The organism is Belliella buryatensis (assembly GCF_900188245.1).
Lineage (GTDB): Bacteria > Bacteroidota > Bacteroidia > Cytophagales > Cyclobacteriaceae > Belliella > Belliella buryatensis.
Genome location: NZ_FZOK01000017.1, coordinates 7,597 through 25,154, shown reverse-complemented (window position 1 = coordinate 25,154; position 17,558 = coordinate 7,597). Strand labels below are relative to the sequence as shown.

The 17,558-nt window shown below is 36.7% G+C and carries 16 protein-coding genes and 1 pseudogene; 7 read left to right on the top strand and 10 right to left on the bottom strand.

Features of this window, described 5'->3' with window-relative positions; translation table 11 throughout:
• Positions 1-167 precede the first annotated feature (167 nt).
• Positions 168-1,223, bottom strand: coding sequence for a helix-turn-helix domain-containing protein (locus CHB66_RS15500; RefSeq protein WP_170932506.1), 1,056 nt, complete (start codon positions 1,221-1,223; stop codon positions 168-170).
• 493 nt (positions 1,224-1,716) lie between these two features.
• Positions 1,717-2,638 (bottom strand): annotated as a pseudogene (locus CHB66_RS15495) (IS1595-like element ISBeba1 family transposase).
• Between the two features lie 357 nt (positions 2,639-2,995).
• On the opposite strand from CHB66_RS15495, the gene CHB66_RS15490 reads away from it, so the two are divergent.
• The 6 genes from CHB66_RS15490 (at position 2,996) to CHB66_RS15465 (ending at position 9,614) form a co-directional block, all read left to right on the top strand.
• On the top strand, positions 2,996-3,481 hold the full coding sequence (locus CHB66_RS15490; protein WP_089242328.1) for a DUF4199 domain-containing protein: 486 nt from the start codon (positions 2,996-2,998) through the stop codon (positions 3,479-3,481).
• 267 nt (positions 3,482-3,748) lie between these two features.
• A complete protein-coding gene (locus tag CHB66_RS15485; protein ID WP_089242327.1) occupies positions 3,749-4,285 on the top strand; it encodes a DUF4256 domain-containing protein in 537 nt (178 codons plus the stop codon).
• 380 nt (positions 4,286-4,665) lie between these two features.
• On the top strand, positions 4,666-6,279 hold the full coding sequence (locus CHB66_RS15480; RefSeq protein WP_089242326.1) for an ABC-F family ATP-binding cassette domain-containing protein: 1,614 nt from the start codon (positions 4,666-4,668) through the stop codon (positions 6,277-6,279).
• Positions 6,280-6,413: 134 nt separating this feature from the next.
• Positions 6,414-7,802 (top strand): sodium:solute symporter family protein, encoded by a 1,389-nt coding sequence (locus CHB66_RS15475; RefSeq protein WP_089242325.1) that lies wholly within the window; start codon positions 6,414-6,416, stop codon positions 7,800-7,802.
• Complete coding sequence (locus CHB66_RS15470; protein WP_089242324.1) at positions 7,795-8,982, top strand: class I SAM-dependent rRNA methyltransferase; 1,188 nt, start codon at positions 7,795-7,797, stop codon at positions 8,980-8,982. Before CHB66_RS15475 ends, CHB66_RS15470 begins: the two co-directional genes overlap by 8 nt.
• 197 nt (positions 8,983-9,179) lie before the next feature.
• On the top strand, positions 9,180-9,614 hold the full coding sequence (locus tag CHB66_RS15465) for a hypothetical protein (protein WP_089242323.1): 435 nt from the start codon (positions 9,180-9,182) through the stop codon (positions 9,612-9,614).
• Positions 9,615-9,683: 69 nt separating this feature from the next.
• On the opposite strand, the gene CHB66_RS15460 is transcribed toward CHB66_RS15465, so the two are convergent.
• The 3 genes from CHB66_RS15460 to CHB66_RS15450 all read right to left on the bottom strand — a co-directional run bounded on the left by CHB66_RS15460 (position 9,684) and on the right by CHB66_RS15450 (position 11,620).
• Positions 9,684-9,968, bottom strand: a complete 285-nt coding sequence (locus tag CHB66_RS15460; protein WP_089242322.1) for a plasmid stabilization system — start codon at positions 9,966-9,968, stop codon at positions 9,684-9,686.
• Positions 9,965-10,429, bottom strand: a complete 465-nt coding sequence (locus tag CHB66_RS17165; RefSeq protein ID WP_212668468.1) for a DUF6364 family protein — start codon at positions 10,427-10,429, stop codon at positions 9,965-9,967. The genes CHB66_RS15460 and CHB66_RS17165 overlap by 4 nt, the downstream gene beginning before the upstream one ends.
• A gap of 315 nt (positions 10,430-10,744) precedes the next feature.
• Positions 10,745-11,620, bottom strand: a complete 876-nt coding sequence (locus tag CHB66_RS15450) for a DUF1684 domain-containing protein (protein ID WP_245812756.1) — start codon at positions 11,618-11,620, stop codon at positions 10,745-10,747.
• 135 nt (positions 11,621-11,755) lie between these two features.
• On the opposite strand from CHB66_RS15450, the gene CHB66_RS15445 reads away from it, so the two are divergent.
• Complete coding sequence (locus tag CHB66_RS15445; RefSeq protein ID WP_089242320.1) at positions 11,756-12,301, top strand: cupin domain-containing protein; 546 nt, start codon at positions 11,756-11,758, stop codon at positions 12,299-12,301.
• A gap of 47 nt (positions 12,302-12,348) precedes the next feature.
• Here CHB66_RS15445 and CHB66_RS15440 read toward each other — a convergent pair whose 3' ends face one another.
• The 5 genes from CHB66_RS15440 to CHB66_RS15420 form a co-directional block, all read right to left on the bottom strand.
• Positions 12,349-12,729 carry a hypothetical protein gene (locus CHB66_RS15440; RefSeq protein WP_089242319.1) on the bottom strand — a complete coding sequence of 127 codons (381 nt, stop codon included), beginning with the start codon at positions 12,727-12,729 and terminating at the stop codon, positions 12,349-12,351.
• A 30-nt stretch (positions 12,730-12,759) separates the two neighbouring features.
• Complete coding sequence (locus CHB66_RS15435; protein WP_089242318.1) at positions 12,760-13,152, bottom strand: HIT family protein; 393 nt, start codon at positions 13,150-13,152, stop codon at positions 12,760-12,762.
• 49 nt (positions 13,153-13,201) lie between these two features.
• Positions 13,202-13,675, bottom strand: a complete 474-nt coding sequence (gene greA / locus CHB66_RS15430) for a transcription elongation factor GreA (protein ID WP_089242317.1) — start codon at positions 13,673-13,675, stop codon at positions 13,202-13,204.
• A 221-nt stretch (positions 13,676-13,896) separates the two neighbouring features.
• Positions 13,897-14,841 (bottom strand): 2-hydroxyacid dehydrogenase, encoded by a 945-nt coding sequence (locus CHB66_RS15425; RefSeq protein WP_089242316.1) that lies wholly within the window; start codon positions 14,839-14,841, stop codon positions 13,897-13,899.
• Between the two features lie 181 nt (positions 14,842-15,022).
• Positions 15,023-16,906, bottom strand: coding sequence for a tetratricopeptide repeat-containing sensor histidine kinase (locus CHB66_RS15420; protein WP_089242315.1), 1,884 nt, complete (start codon positions 16,904-16,906; stop codon positions 15,023-15,025).
• Between the last annotated feature and the right edge of the window lie 652 nt (positions 16,907-17,558).

Below are 17,558 nucleotides of genomic sequence, written 5' to 3'. Positions count from 1 at the left end.
GAATAAAAGTATTGGTTAGAAAAATAAAATCTGGACCTAAGAGATGTTAGAAATTGATTTTAATGTTATTCCAAATTAATTTGTATTAACTTGAGAAGTTTCATCAAAACCTTTTAAATAAGTTATGAGTTTCAGTCTTTTAAAAAAATAAATGCTAGTTAATCCACTCATTCTCTTCCTACACCCTCTTGGAACCTTTTCCAATATTCATTTGGACTGTATCCCTTCTCTTTTTTGAAAGCATTGAAAAAAGTAATTCTTGAATTATATCCACAGGCATCACTGAGTGCTTCAATAGTTTGAAGATCAAGAAAATTTTCTTCAATTTTCAGCACTGCATAATCTATTCGAAACCTATTGACCAACTCTTTAAAATTACAACCATAAACATCGTTTAAAAGTGTAGGTAGTGCTCTAGAGTTGACCCCAATCAATCCGGCAAGAGATATAGTTGTAATATCCTTAAGAAGGAAAATTTGATCACTCTCAAAAAGCACTTTGAGTTTCTCATTCAAGTCGCTATTTGAATTATGATTAGTTGCCCTAACTTTATTTTCGATACCCATCAATTTGGAGATAACAGGAAATGACCTTTTCTTTTGAGGAGTTTTCTGAGCAGTACGAGCCAAATCGAGCTTTAAATAATTCTTTAACACATAAGTAGAAACAACTACTAGAAACAATCCAAACAATACGCCCTGCACTTTTGGGATTTCCTGATTATAAACTCTAACAAAGAGTGTTGAAATTGAAAAAATGATTACTAAGGATTTTAAAGTAAATAGAAATATCAAGGAAGACTTAAGCCAATACTTGTATTCTATATTTTTTAATTCTCTAATGCTATCTGATTTGAGTATAAGGTTGAGGGCTATGGTAAAATAAACAATGATCAAAACCAGCCTAATTAGGTGAATGTAAAAGCTAGGTATAAATCCGACAATGTGTACATATACATCACTGTAAGATACCATGATCTTGTCTAAAACATCTTGCTTCTCAATGGAGGGCATCAAATAAAAAGGTATTAAATCGATAGCAGAAATCAATGCAGGTAAAAAATGTAAAAGATCTTTTTTTCTAAATACATCTACTCCAAAACTTATATTTCTGACTGCAAGATAAAAAAGCGGAGCAGGAAGAAACATTATAGGACTAAATACACCTAAAAGGTCTTGATTGGTAGCAATAAAACCAAAATTAAACCAAAGTACCCTTGTCAAAAAAAAGGTTGAATAAATTAATAATGTCAAACAAATAAATTTATCCTGAAATCGAAATTTTAAAGATCTAACTAAATAAATTAAAGATAATAAGGTATAAAAAGAAGTTACGACAAGGAATATTAAATTAAAGTTAGACATTTATAGGAAATTCAGTTTTTTTGAGTCTGAAGGGGTGCTTAATACAGCTTACTCTTTGACGAAAGTATTCATATTCCTTCATATTCCAACTCAATATTTGGATTAAACATAAAGCATTTGATACCTGAAAACTGATTTCCAAAAAGAAAATTAAAAATTATGTTATTTACATAGCCTCTTTTGACAGATGACAAAAATCAGTAACATTTATACTTTTTGATTCAACTTATGCCGGAATTCTAGATAATCATTTGATTTATAAATTCCACTTTTAAAGTGTTGCTTCATAATTTTCCCTAATTTGAGATATATTAACCTCTTGATGTTTTCGTCAAGAGTAATTTTAATATGATTATCCGCTTGTATACAAGTAGGGGCAAATGCTTGCAATAACTAATCTGTCAAATAGTTTTTCACCAAAGTATCTTCGGTTTAGTTTGTAACAGAATTCATTGAGATAGTTTTGAAGCATCTTTTCTGAAACCATATGGTACTTCTGCAGATCTCTTTTAAGGTTACTTATTGCTATATGTGCCCATTTGAGGTTGAACTTACCCTCTTTTGTGGAGGATAGTTCGCTTACATGGACATCGATACAATCTTCTAGGTTAGAATAAGTCGTACTTTCATCAGTCTGAACCACAGCTTTCTTGTCAATCAGTCCTTTTATCAGTTTTTCGGCTGTTTTTGCCTTCAAGTTATCTATTTTGACCATCTTGAAATATCTGCAGCTTTTTGTCCTTTTCTCCGGTAATTAAGTCTTCAAGAATAGATGATTCAGCCATGACAGCAACGGAAGCTTGTTTTTGACTTCCGCGTCCTTTCTTCAGCTTCATCCTTTCCGAAAGTTTTGTTGCCTTGCTTACAAAAGCCTCATCATATTCAACCATATCCTCTAGTTTATATTGGCTGTCACGTTTACCCATTGCTTCCCGGAGCTTGTGGTACAGTCTGAAAACAGTCTCGTATCTGCTATGCCCCATCTGCCTCTGGAGTTCCAGGCAGCTAAACCCCTTCTTGGTTGCACTTACAAGTGTCATTGCAAGCAACCAAATCCTTAATGGCAACTTGCTGTTTTCCATAACGGTACCATTCTTCAGGCCTGTCCTAAATTCACAATATTTACATTGAAACATATTGAGAGAATTAAGCCAGTAGTGTTCTCTGGACTTACATTTCTTGCAAATAATGCCTTCTCTTTCTCTTTGTTCCTTAAAGAAATGGATGCAACTTGCCTCATCTGGATATCTTTCATTGAATTGTAGGATAGTCATGGCTTTTTTCTTTATTTCAAGCCAATTAAACACTTAAAATACAGTCCTGAAAGTTATTGACACGTATTGTCAAAGTATAAAATTTGCCTACTTGTATGTAGACGGATATTCATAAAAGCTTATATGATTATTCCAAATTTCACCAATAATTTAATTAACAATATTAAGGTTCCTGAAGAAAATCAACGACATTTTTAGCTTAAAAGTATATTTAGAATCAACCGTAAATTATAACGTTCAACCACTTTTCTAGCAGTCTCCATATTATTGAAGTTGATCATTATGATAACCTAAAGTCCAACTTTTTTGATTTCCCACTTTTTCAAATTAAGTTGGAACAACTTTCACCCCCACGCTATGAAAAATCTTAAACTTGAATTCAAATGGGCCATCATCTTTACGGTAATGACCTTAGCTTGGATGGTCCTTGAAAAGGCAACAGGCTTACATGGAAAGTACATTGATTACCATCTTTACCTGACCAACCTCTACGCCATTCCTGCGATAATTGTGATGGTCATGGCATTGAAGGACAAAAAGAAAAACTTTTATGATGGCAGGATGACCTACAAGGAAGGTTTAATTTCCGGAGTTATCATTTCTGTGATCATTGCCATTCTCAGCCCCGGAACACAATGGATCATCTCTTATGTAATTACACCTGAATACTTTCCAAATGTCATCAAACGCTCCGTTGAGATCGGCTATTTCAACACAACGGAAGAAGCAGAAGCCCAATTTAATTTTGCGAACTATGCCAAACAATCTACCATCGCCGCCTTGGTCATGGGTGTGATCACTACGGCAATTGCGATGATCTTCATCAGAACAAAAGAGAAATAGTTATTAGTGGATTAGTTGATTGGTTATTTGCTTAACTGTTTAATTGATTAAGAACCACCCTAAAATTAATAAAATCACAAAGAGCCATCCCCCGTAATACTGCGGGGCAGGCTATGTGGGAGGGAATATCAAATTGGTAAATGAACATGAAGAAGGTTAATAATTATTTTGTGGGCTTTGTGGATCTTTGAGAATTTTGTGACGTTTTTTTTTCAGGACATTAAGAGTACTAAATTATTAAGCGTTTTTAACTGAATCTATAATCAAATGAATAAAGAAAACTTACTTGAAACTTTAAAAGAAAGGTTTGAGAATAATATGCAAAGACATCCTGACTACAAATGGCAGCATGTGCTTTCTAAATTTTCAAAAAATCCTCAAGCATATAAAACAATCCAGCAAATGGAATCTACAGGCGGTGAGCCAGATGTGATTGGAATTGATCATGAAAGTGGAAAATTTATCTATTGTGATTGCAGTATTGAAAGTCCTCTTGGCCGAAGAAGTCTTTGCTATGACCAAGAAGCTTGGGAAAAAAGAAAAGCCAATAAACCCTCTGGAACAGCAAAAGGAATGGCTAAAGATTTCGGTATACAGCTCTTAACTGAAGAAATGTATTTTCACTTGCAAACTCTTGGTGATTTTGACCTCAAAACCTCCTCATGGCTAGAAACCCCCGATTCTATCCGTAAAAAAGGCGGAGCAATTTTCGGTGACAAACGCTTCGGAAGAACCTTTATCTACCACAATGGCGCAGATTCCTATTATGGCGCAAGGGGATTTAGAGGATATTTTTTGTTGTGATATATGAAAACATCATTACACCAACTTTTTCATAAATCGCTAAATAATTGTTAAATTAAAGATCATTTGATACACTGATAACTTTTTCCCTAATTCTGACTAACGTATTTTTAAATGCTTGATAACAAGTTAAATACAATAATCATTTTTCTCAATTTCCTCGTGTTCTTCCTCCCATCCGTTAGCTTACGAAATCAACTTTTAAAGAGTAGGGGGAATAACTGATAACGATTATCCGCATAGTTACAAATCTTCAATGTGCATGATGATGTCTTTGCAGATAATCACATGTCTTTTTCACATTAATAAGAAGTTCGCTTACTTTCATTTAGCCCTTCATAATATTTACATATCTTTGCACCTTCAAAAATAGATAATTCATGATTTCAGTAGATAACCTCTCCCTTAAGTTTGGGAAAAGAACACTCTTTGAAGACGTTAACTTAAAGTTTACACCTGGCAACTGCTATGGTGTCATTGGTGCCAATGGTGCTGGTAAATCCACTTTCTTAAAGATTCTCTCTGGAGAAATTGATAGTACTACTGGCCAAATCAACATCACTCCAGGTCAGAGAATGGCCGTATTGAAACAAAATCACTTTGAGTTTGACGAGGTAGAGGTTCTCAAAACAGTCATCATGGGGCACAAGAAGCTCTATTCGATCATGGCTGAAAAGGATGCTATCTACATGAAAGAGGACTTTTCAGAAGCGGATGGTATTAGAGCCTCAGAGTTGGAAGCCGAATTTGCAGAAATGGACGGCTGGAATGCGGAATCAGATGCTGCTTCCATGCTTTCTGGGCTTGGAATATCTGAGGACATGCATTACATGCAAATGAAAGAATTAGCTGGTAATCAAAAAGTAAGGGTATTGCTTGCTCAGGCACTTTTCGGTAACCCAGACATTCTGATCCTCGATGAGCCTACCAATGACTTGGATGCTGAAACCATCAATTGGCTGGAAGATTTCTTGGTCAATTTTAAGAATCTTGTGATTGTAGTATCTCACGATAGACATTTCTTAGATGCAGTCTCTACACATATTGTGGATATAGATTTTAGCAAGATCAAAATATATTCTGGTAACTATACTTTCTGGTATGAGTCTTCTCAGCTTGCTGCTAAACAAAAATCTGATCAGAACAAGAAGACAGAAGAGAAGAGAAAAGAATTGCAGGAATTTATCATGCGATTCTCTGCCAACGTCGCCAAATCTAAGCAGGCTACGGCTAGAAAGAAAATGTTGGAAAAACTCAATGTAGATGATATTCAACCTTCAACAAGAAAATACCCTGGCATCATCTTCAAACCTGAAAGAGAAGCTGGAGATCAAGTCTTTATGACCGAGAGCTTGGAATTGAAGGATGAAAATGCCATTTACTTCACAGACGTCAATCTAATGGTAGACAAAGGGGATAAGATCGCTTTTATCTCTAAAACCAAGCAGGCGGTAACGAAATTTTTCCAAACCATCATGGAAGAAATCCCTACTCAAAAAGGAACTTTCAAATGGGGTGTGACGATCAACAAAGCCTATTTACCAAATGACAACTCCAAATTCTTCCAATCTGAACTGAGCTTGATTGATTGGTTGAGACAATATTCTGCTAATCAAGAAGAAGCACATGTCAGGACATTCTTGGGTAGAATGCTATTTACTGGAGAAGAGTCTTTGAAGAAATGCTCAGTACTTTCTGGAGGTGAAAAGGTTCGTTGTGTGGTATCTAAGATGATGCTTCAGAACCCTAACCTTTTGGTGATGGACGAACCAACCAACCACTTAGATTTGGAATCAATTACTGCATTCAACAACGCCATCATAGATTTCAATGGGACGGTATTGATGACTTCCTATGATCATGCCTTCGTGCAATCATCAGCCAATAGAATCATCGAGTTCACTCCAAAAGGTACTATTGATAGAAGAATGCCTTATGATGATTACCTAGAGAGTCCAGAAATAAAGGCTTTGAGAGCAGAGATGTACTCTTAGGATTTAGGATTTCAAATTGCAGATTTAAGATTTAAAAATTGATGGTAATAGCTATTCCAGTTATCTTGGCACTTTGTACTTCTTACATGGTACAAACAAATCTAAAATCTACCTTCTAATATCTAGAATCCCTCTTGCTTCTCACAGCAATCATCATATATCTAATCATCACTGTAGCGGTGGGTGCTTGGTCCTCGAAACTGGTCAAAAATTCCAATGACTTTGTTTTAGCAGGCAGGCAGCTACCGCTTTTTTTGTCTGCCTCTGCCCTATTTGCAACCTGGTTTGGTTCAGAGACGATCTTTGGGGCTTCTTCTGAGTACTTGGAATCAGGACTTCAGGGAGTAATAGAGGATCCTTTTGGTGGCGCACTCTGTTTGATTTTATTCGGGATATTTTATTTGAGGCCGATGTACCGCATGAATGTCTTGACTATAGGAGATGTGTACAAACGTATCTTTGGAAAGCGTGTAGAGTTCTTCGCTGCGGTATTCATGATTCCAGCTTATTTCGGCTACGTCGCTGCTCAATTGGTCGCATTGGCTTTGATATTCAATAGCATTTCAGACATTTCCATTTCAAATGCCATCATAGTCAGCGCTGGAATTGTGGTATTTTACACCTTTCTCGGAGGGATGTGGGCGATTTCTATTACGGATTTTATACAGACCACTTTGATTGTAGTAGGTTTGATTTGGGTGGCTGTCTTAGTTGCTCAAAAAGCTGGTGGTGTGATGCCTATTTTGGAATCTGCTCCTGAGGGAAGTTTCCAGTTTTTCCCTGAGGCAAAAGCCAGCGCATGGATCAATTACTTAGGTGCCTGGATGATCTTGGGTTTAGGGAGTATTCCTAGTCAAGATATCTATCAGCGGGTGATGGCTTCAAAATCTGAAAAAGTTGCTATCCGATCAACTTATTTGGCTGGAGGATTCTATGTGAGCATTGGACTTTTACCCTTATTTATTGCCTTAGGAGCAAAGTTTCTCTATCCAGAGATCTATTTGGACAATAGGCAACTGCTATTGCCAGAAATGGTACTTCGACATAGTGGCTTACATGTACAAATTCTTTTCTTTGGTGCTTTGATTTCAGCAATCATGAGTACGACGAGTTCTGGACTTTTGGCACCTTCTGCCATTATTTCAGAGAATTTGATTCGCCCATATTTCGGAAAGAAAATCCAAGACAAATACTTCCTGTGGATCTTACGTTTTAACATTATTTTTGTGGCCATCATCGCTACAGTCATGGCACAATGGAAGACAAACATTTATGAATTGGTGGCTGAGGCTTCTATCCTGATGTTGGTGAGTTTATTTGTACCTTTGACCGCTGGGTTATATTGGAAAAAATCCTCAGAAATGGGCGCACTGATGTCTATGGTTTTTGGTATGATAGCCTATATCGCCTTACTGAATCTTGAATTACCTATCTACCCCCATGTACCTGCTTTATTGGTAAGTATGGTATCCATGTGGCTAGGCACTATGATTTTCCCTAAAAAACAAAAAAAACATGCTTGATTATCCTAAAATCTTCTTAGCAAAGAATAAAGAAATCTCCATTCTCAGAAAACATCATTGGATCTTTTCTGGTGCGATTGCCAAGAGAGACAAGGACCTCGAAAATGGTCAATTGGTCCAAGTCTATAGTGCAAAGGATCATTTCCTAGGTATTGGTCACTTTCAAAATGGCTCCATCATGGCGCGTATGATTTCATTTGAAGAGCAGCCTATTGATGGTATATTTTGGGAGAAAAAAATCAAAAGCGCATTTAAAGTAAGGCAGAGTATTGGTTTGACAGACAGTGAAGAGACCAATGTTTATAGACTTATACACGGAGAAGGTGATGGCTTACCTGGATTGATCATTGATTTCTACAACGGAACGGCTGTTATTCAGGCGCATTCTATTGGTATGCATCAGCATATTGAGGAGATTTCTCAAGCGCTGCAGGCTGTTTATGGAAAGAGACTCACTGCTGTCTATGACAAATCCGCTGAGACCTTGCCAAAAAATATTTCAGGAATTGAAAACAAATTGATCTTTGGAGAGCCGAAGACAAATTTGGTAAAAGAATACGGCTGCATCTATGAAATCGACTGGGAAAAAGGACAGAAAACAGGCTTCTTTGTAGATCAGCGAGAAAACAGGCATCTATTCGGGAAATACAGTGCAGGGAAGAAAGTCTTGAACACCTTTTGTTACAGCGGTGGTTTCTCTGTTTCTGCTTTGAAAGCTGGCGCAAAAGAAGTGCATTCCATAGATATTTCGGCCAAAGCAATTGAGTTGACCGATAAGAATGTAGCGCTCAATGCTGCTGAATTTAAAGGAAAACATCAGTCTATTGTCGCAGATGTGGTGAAATATATTAAAGAGATCGAGCAGGATTATGATGTGATCGTCTTGGATCCACCGGCATTTGCCAAAAACATAAAATCAAGACATAATGCTGTTCAAGGCTACAAACGTCTCAATGCAGAAGCTTTCAAACACATCAAAAGTGGTGGAATTTTATTTACATTTTCTTGTTCGCAGGTAGTTGATAAACAACTTTTTGCAAACACAATCACCGCCGCGGCGCTGGAAAGTGGTAGAAATATCAGAATCCTTCACTATCTTTCCCAACCATCCGACCACCCGATCAATATCTTCCACCAAGAAACGGAGTACTTGAAAGGATTGGTGGTGTATGTAGAATGAGATATAAGACATAAGACGTGAGATATGAGACAAACCTTTGGGGTTTTCAAAACCCCGAAGGTTTAAAATCAAATTAATCAAATATTATGCGTTTGGCAACCTTAAAACATTCCAGCATTCAAACCTTATAATTTTCTAACAATCTTACAATTCTAAAATCTTCCCGATAGCTATCGGGACTAAAATCTAAAATTATAATGTACATAGGACTACAACACGCGCATTCGGGACTTGCCTATTTGGTATTGGCAGCATTGGCGATTATCATGATCATTGCTCTAATTGGAGCATTGAGCGGAAAAGCTTTCACTGAGAAACACAGAAAAATCGCTTTGATTGGTTTTATCCTTTCACACGTTCAACTTTTGGTTGGCTTGATTCTTTACTTTGTCAGCCCAATCGGTTTCTCTTTGTTGACAGGTGGTGGTGCCATGGGAGACAAAGTAGCTAGATTGACTGCCTTAGAACACCCAGTGATCAATATCATTGCTATTGTGGTGATTACCATTGGCTATTCCAAAGCCAAGAAAATGACAGACAGCAAGGCTAGATTCAGGGCTATCTATATGGCTTATGGTATCGGATTGATCTTGATTCTGAGCAGAATTCCTTGGACAAGTTGGTTGGGTTAATATCAACCAAACAATATTGTAAAGCACTCAAGCAAATTTGTTTGAGTGCTTTTTTATTTCATGAACTTTTTATTGTGGTTTATTTTTAGGGTTTCTCCATGTATTAAAAACTGAATATATTACTATATTCTCCTTTTCAATTTCAAATATCACTATAAATGGAAATTTCGAGACTAAAGCTTCGCGGAAGGGATCTCTTTTTTTAGGGAAAAGTAAGGGGCTTGACTTAACACGTTTAAAACATTTATCTAATTGAGTTAAAAAAAATTCACCAAGATTAGTTTGTTGCTTTTCATAATACTGATAAGCTTCAATAATTTCGAATCTAGCTTCCTCTTTTAAAAGCAAATTCATTTTATGGAACTTCTAGCTGAATCTTTAACTTCTTCCCAAGAAAAAGATTTGGATTGATCCGACAGGTGTCTTTCTCTTCTTTGATCCATAACTTTATAATCTTCTTCAGATAATCCATCAATTATATTTGAAGAATCTTCTAATAAAACTTTAACATTTTGCAAAACACTTTCCTCATTTATATTTATAAGCATCTCAATTAATTCTAACTTTTCAGAATCAAAATATATGGATTTCAATTTTTTACGTGAAGGACTCTGCTTGTACTCTGCTTGTCCTTCCGCCAAAATGTCAATCCAATCAGCAACAGGCATTTCATCTAAAGTTTTGTAATCTCCTGAAGTTATTTGTGCATATAAAAATTCAGTCAACCTTGAAAGGCTGATGTTTTGCTTAGCTGCAAACTCCTTTGCTTTTTCAATGACTTTTTGGTCAAAAGAGAGAGTGATTTTTGAGTTCATAAATCCTAAATCTTGATAAGACAAATTATGAAAAAATTATACGTAAAATCAAAAAATAGACTGATAAAGAATTAATTATGAAAAAAAATCGCTCCAAGTCTAAAAACTTGTATCGATCTATCATAAACGATACTTTTATTCAAACTTAAAGACAAACCTCTCAAAGGCAAGTTGATCTTCTCTCAACTCTTGATTTAAGGTGTGTGCGTAATAAAATATGGTTACTGGTGCGAAAGCGGATATACATAATATCTTTTTTTATGAATTCATCAGGGATATTAAAATCGGTGAAATCTGTGTAATCTGCGAGCGCCTCTATTTCCCCCAGTTCTTCTCCCCTGCCTCTATCGCAAGCTCCAAAATATTCTGACGTGGTGGCAAGGGGCAAGTCGCAAAAGGTGTAAAAACACATGGCGGATTAAACGCTTTATTGAAGTCCAAAATTACGATCCCATTTTCATCGGCCTTCTGGGTATAGAGATAACGTCCACCTCCATACGTCTCAGCACCGCTAGTGCCATCAGCAAAGATCAAAAAGAGTTGATCTCCTTCTTCTAAAGCGTCTAAGGAGTAAACTCTACCTTGATAACCAAAACTCACTTTACCAAGCGCTTGTGCGGGATAGGTTTGACCCAAAACATTGGAAATTGGTATTTCTTTGGCAGGTTCATAAGGGATCAATCGTGCTTCAAATCTCCATTCCATATTCACTGGAAACCTATCAATTCCCTGAAAATCCTTAATAAGACCTGATTCCACATTTCTCAATCGCAAGCCCACTAAATCTGACCTCTGCAATACAGACATTCTATAAGTGCCATATGTAATTGTTGGAGAAAAATCATTTTCGGGATCGAAAACAAGTACTTTTTCTGTAATCAATTCATCACCAATCTTGATTCCATCGATTTCAGGATTGAAATAAACTTGCTTTCCAACCTTTTCAAAGGTTCCAAAAAATTCAGGAAAAGATTCATCATCAACTAGCAATTCAAATTCTTCATTTCTCCCCAATCTATTGCTATCCTGCTCAAACCAATACAAGCCAACAAGGTTGAGCCAACCATTTTCGGATTTGAGAGAAGAGATTCGATTGTTGTACCAGTTTTCAATATCTGTTTCGTGATTCTCCTTTGTGATGAAAAAATTTTCTACCTCAGGTTCTTTACAGGCGGTTGTTAATAATAACAAACAGAAAATAATTATAAAATAAGTTAATCTCATCGAAACTAGTATTTGATACAAGTATGATGAAGATAAGGACAAATATTAAATTTTCACCTTACTGAATTTTGAAGAATCATAAATTTTTGAAATTTTAGCAATATGAAGAAAACTATTATCAATCCTCTATTCAAAGATCAAGTAACTTTTACAAACACAAGTGAAGAAACCAATGGTGAATTGACAGAATTAGACTTGATTTTGAGTCCTAAAGGTGGAAATCCTATACATCATCATACCAGTTTTGAAGAAAAGTTTACTGCTGTAGCAGGTGAGCTTGGACTTAAATTGAAAGGTAAAACATTGCTATTAAAACCAGGAGAAAGTTATACTGTCAAACGGTTTGAAGCGCATGGATTTTTTAATCCAAGTGAAGATCATGAAATCAAATTCAATATCAAGATTACGCCTGGTCATACAGGTTTTGAAAACTCTCTGAGGATCATGTATGGATTGGCACAAGATGGTTTGACTGACAAAAATGGGATTCCAAAAAACTTAGGTGTGGCATTTTGGTTAGGAGAACTTAACGATTCCAAAGTTCATGGGATTGTGTTTAAAATTCTTCAACCTCTTGGAAATATGTTAGCAAAAAAAGTAAAAAATAAAGGACTTGATAAGGAATTGATCAATAAATACTGTAGGTAGTAGGTAGAACGTGGATGATGCTGGTTAGGTGGATGGGTGCGGATTGTTTATTGGTTTATTTTGCTTTTGAGATAAATTTCAAAATTAATGAGTTTGGAGTCATCAAGCATGCCTTTGGAGATTTTAATCTGATCATTTTCTGATTTGATTAGTAACTTATTTTCAACTTTTTCAATTGATTTGACATCAGCTATTTTCATTCTTTTTTTCTTAAAGATACCAGCCTTGATGATTAGATCATCTTTGATTTCTAAAAATGGGTTCTGGTAAGTAATCACCAGATAAATACAACCCAAAAAACCCATAAAAAAATATCCTATTGAGAAGGCATCAATGGAAATAAAATAACCCTTCAAAACACCCAAAAGCATGTAAATCCCAGTCAAGATAAACATCATGGTATATGAATGTCTGTCATATATTTTCATAGGTACTATTATTACATTATCGATACACGATTAAAATCCAGCTCTAATCTGGTCTGCTATTGCTTTTAGTTCTTCTGGAGTAAGTTTGAGTTTGGGGCGGGTGAAGTTGATGTCATCCATGGTGCGAAGAGGTACCAAGTGCACATGTACGTGAGGGACTTCTAAGCCTATGACAGCCACTCCTACTCTGGTACATTTGATGGTTTTATCAATGGCCTTGGCCACTTTCTTGGCAAATACATGCAATCCTGCTAAGACATCATCTTCTAAGTTGAAAATGTAATCAACCTCCTGCTTGGGGACTACAAGGACGTGCCCTTTGACTAAGGGCATGATATCTAAAAATGCGATGTAATTTTCATCCTCAGCGATAATTTCTGCTGGAATTTCTCTATTGATAATTTTAGTAAATATTGAAGCCATAGTCCAAAAATAAAAAATCCCGAGGGATTACCATCGGGAGAAGAAATATTTAATAAGAGATTTCCAATACTTCGAATTCCAATACGCCTGCTGGAGCATTGATTTGTGCGATTTCACCTACGGCTTTTCCGTTGAGGCCTTTGCCAAATGGAGAAGCTAGGGAAATCTTACCAGCTTTGAGGTCTGCTTCTTCTTCGGAAACCAAGGTATAAGAAACGGTCATGCCATTTTTTACATTTTTGATTTTCACAGTAGATAGGATTCCCACTTTGGAAGTATCCATTTTGGAGCTATCCATCACTCGGGCATTTCCTACTACAGCTTCAAGTTTGGCAATTTTGAGTTCAAGTAAGCCCTGAGCATCTTTAGCAGCATCATATTCTGCATTTTCACTCAAATCTCCCTTGTCTCTTGCTTCAGCAATCTGCTTGGCGATGTCTTGTCTGCCTTTGGTTTTGAGTTCATGAAGCTCATCCTTCAACTTCTTCAATCCTTCTTCTGTGTAATACTGAATGTTTCCCATGTTTTTTAAATTTTACTATGGCTATGAAAAATAAAAGAACGGTCTCAGATATGAAACCGTTTCTCCTATGCATTTGCGTTATGTTGAAGACAAAGATATGAAGATTGCTGAATGAAAGCAATTTTATTGTTGAGGATTATTTGTATTGGACAGGGGTCGACGGAGGACAGTGAACAGTTTAGGATTACGTAATTCGCAAAAATGAATATTCATTAGATTAGTTAAGAACAGCTATGGGTTTTGATTTTATTGACTAGGACTTGGTTGATTTTTTCGTAAGATTGGAATGTCCAGCCAGCGATGTGTGGGCTGAAGAGCACATTTTCCCTGTCTGCTAATCTTTGAAATTCTTGCTTTTGTACTTCTGAGAAGGTCTTGAACTTCTCATTTTCCAAAACATCTAAGACAGCTCCCTTAATAATACCTTGATCTAGGGCTTGATTTAGGGTCTCAAAAGTGATCACTTCTCCCCTTGCTGTGTTGATCAGGTAGATAGGTTTGCTGAATGATTTTAATAAGTCTAAGGTGAAAAAATTGCGTGTTTCTGATGTGAGCGGAACGTGGATGCTGAGAATATCTACCGTCTGCTGTATTTGTTCAAGAGTACACTCTTCAACTTCTTCAGAGCCAAAGCCATTCTTATATTTATCGTAGGCCAAAATTCTTACATCAAAACCAGCTAACTTTTTCGCAAAAGCCTGACCCATATTACCGAAACCGAAAATCCCCACTGTTTTCCCTGCCAACTCTTCTCCCCTGTTTCCTTCCCTATCCCAAATCCCTTTTCTTACCTCTAAGTCAGCTTTCTTGATGTGGTTAAAAAGTGATAGTAATGCACCAATAGCGTGTTCTCCGACTGCATCCCTATTTCCCTCTGGCGCATTGTGTAATTGAATCCCCCTCTGTTCCAAATAACCAAGGTCAATTTGATCCAGTCCAGCTCCTGCTCTGCCGATAAATTCTAAGTTGATGGCCCTTTCCAAAAGTGCCCGATCCATTGGTGTCTTAGACCTAATGATCAGTCCATGATATTGAGAGACTAATTCCATGATTTCAGCTCTTTGGATCTTCGGCTCGTAATCAACATGGAAACCTGCATCTTCTAACAATGAAATGATGGAAGGGTGCATTTCATCGATAATTAGGACTTGCTTTTTGGTGGACATGGGGAGAGGTAAATTTTAGATTTTAGCCCCGAGGGGTCGGGGAGATTGTAGATTGAGGCGTGAGGGTTTTGGTTGATTGGGGTTAGATATTAGGGTCGATGGACGACGGACGACAGAAAGGGGACAACTGTGGGCTTTGGACCGTGGACATTATCGTTTTCATCGGGATTAGTTGATTGAGTTATTGGGTTATTGGGAAGGATAGGCAGATTATGGTGCCTTGGTTGACTTTGCTTTGTATTTCCATTTCCCCGTTGTTCTTTTCTACGTAACGTTTGCAAAGTGCAATACCTAATCCTGTTCCCTTTTCTTGATTGGTTCCAAAGCTAGAGACTAGGTTGTTTTCCTCTAGCTTTGCAAGATTGATTTCGCTTATCCCTATTCCATTATCTTCTATACAAATCATCATTTTATCGTGAGTTACATTTGCTGAGCAAGAAATCAAGCCCCCCTTGTTGGTAAATTTGATAGCGTTAGATAGGATGTTGCGCAGCGCTATTTGGATCATTTGTTTGTCTGCATAAAGCATTAAGCTATCATCGACCTCAATTTTGATCTGATGTTGTTTGTGATCTATGGCATATTGCAGGGAATTGGTGATTTCATTGAATAGGAGTTTCAGATTGAAATGTTCAGGGTTGATGTTTTCTCCCTCTTTTTGACTTATTGACCAATGGAGCAAATTTTCCAAAGTAATTCCAGCTCTTTTTATCTCCATGCTGAGGTGAGGCATTATTTCACTCAAATCTTCCGAATCCAGTTGCTTTTCATTGATCAGCTCTGCTACTGCGACGAGTGATTTCACAGGTCCTGTAAGATCATGTCCAATTATGCTAAAGATCTGATTTTGATGTTCATTCATACGCTTCAAGTTCATAGCGAGCATTCTGATTTCCTCATTTTTGGTCTTCAAAAGCTGGTATTGCTTTTTTGACTTATTGAGATTTCTGTTTACCATAATGAAGAGTATGATTGAGATAAGAAAAAGGATAAAAAGTAGCCCAATGATCAAAAGTTTTTGCTGGTTACTTTTCTCTTTCGTTTTCAGTTCCAGATCAAAAATTGCCTTTTCTCGTTCCAGTAATTTATTTCCTTCTATTCTGGCAATTTCCAAAGTTTGTTCCTTTTGTCTGAGAGAATCTTTGTAAGTATAATGATTCTTTAGGTTATCAAGTGCACCTTGGACATTTCCCAAACTTTCTTGAAGTTGGGAAATGGTATTATAAGCATCTGAAATATTCGATATGACTCCAGATTTCAAAGCATTGGACAAGGACTTTTCAGCAAAGTCTAAAGCTTCATCAGGGTTGTCTGTAGCTACATAATATTTGATTTGGCTGGTATATGCGTATGAAAGTGCTTCGAAATCATCCGTTTTTTGAGCCATCATCAAGCCCTTGTCAAAGTACTTTTTTACTGAATCCAGTTTCCCATTTGCTCCGAATCGATTTCCTAAATTTAAATAGGCATTGGATAGGTATCCATAGTCGTTGGTTTGTTCGAGGTCTCTAATTGCTTCATAATATATCGGTAGGGCTTGATCAAATGAATCCACAAAATTGACTGCTAAGGCTTTATTGAGTTTATAATTGGCACGGTTCAAAAAATTATCTTCCTTTTCAGTCAAGTCGATTGCCTCTTGGTGATATTCTAGGGCTTTTTTATAGTCTTTTTCTCTAAAATAGATCAATCCAATATTATTGCTAGTACTAGCGGACTTGGATGTAAGCTTTAATTGATCATAAATTTCCTTTGCTTTGAGGTAGTAATCTATGGCTGTTCCGTTATTGGATTTTTGGTAGTGGTAAACTCCAAAGTTGGTGTAGCTCTGTGCAATACCTAGTTGGTAGTTGAGGTTTTGGCTTGCTTCTAAAGTTTTGGCAGCATAAATCAGCAAGGAATCTGGGTAGCTTCCTCTCAAATTAAAAGCACGATTATTCAATTCATCAATCGCCTCTTCAGTTTTCAGGTTTTGAAGGTCTTGCATCAAGTATGTTCTATCCGCTGGTTCACTAGGAGTATTGAATAAGAACAATCCAAAAATGGAAAATAAAAGCAATGGCATTTGGAGTAAGGTTTTTCTTTTAGGTTTCTAAATCTTAAAATTAGGTAATTGGATTGGAAATCAATTTAAAAGGTTGTTGAAAGGTAATTAAATATTTGGAATGAGGTAAAATGTAAATTTAGGGGCGATGGCCGATAGTCTACGGAGGGTTTTAAAAAACCATTCAAGCTTTTCAGAATATAGTATATAGACAAAGGTCTTCATGACTATAAAAATAGAAAAAGCCGAGGAAAAATCCTCGGCTTGTGGGCCCAGCTGGGCTCTCCCGAAGCCTCGGGACAGCGACCTCCTGCCCCGAAGCCTCGGGGGAGTCAGAAGCTCTTGAATTTGTTTAGAATACTTTCATATTTTTCATTATCCTCTTTTAGACTTTTAATAAACTTGGAGGATTTCAAAGTGGTGAGACCTATATAAAACCTTTCAAGCTTCTCAGAATATAGTATATAGACAAAGGTCTTCATGACTATAAAAATAGAAAAAGCCGAGGAAAAATCCTCGGCTTTTGGGCCCAGCTGGGCTCTCCCGAAGCCTCGGGACAGCGACCTCCTGCCCCGAAGCCTCGGGGGAGTCAGAAGCTCTTGAATTTGTTTAGAATACTTTCATATTTTTCATTATCCTCTTTTAGACTTTTAATAAACTTGGAGGATTTCAT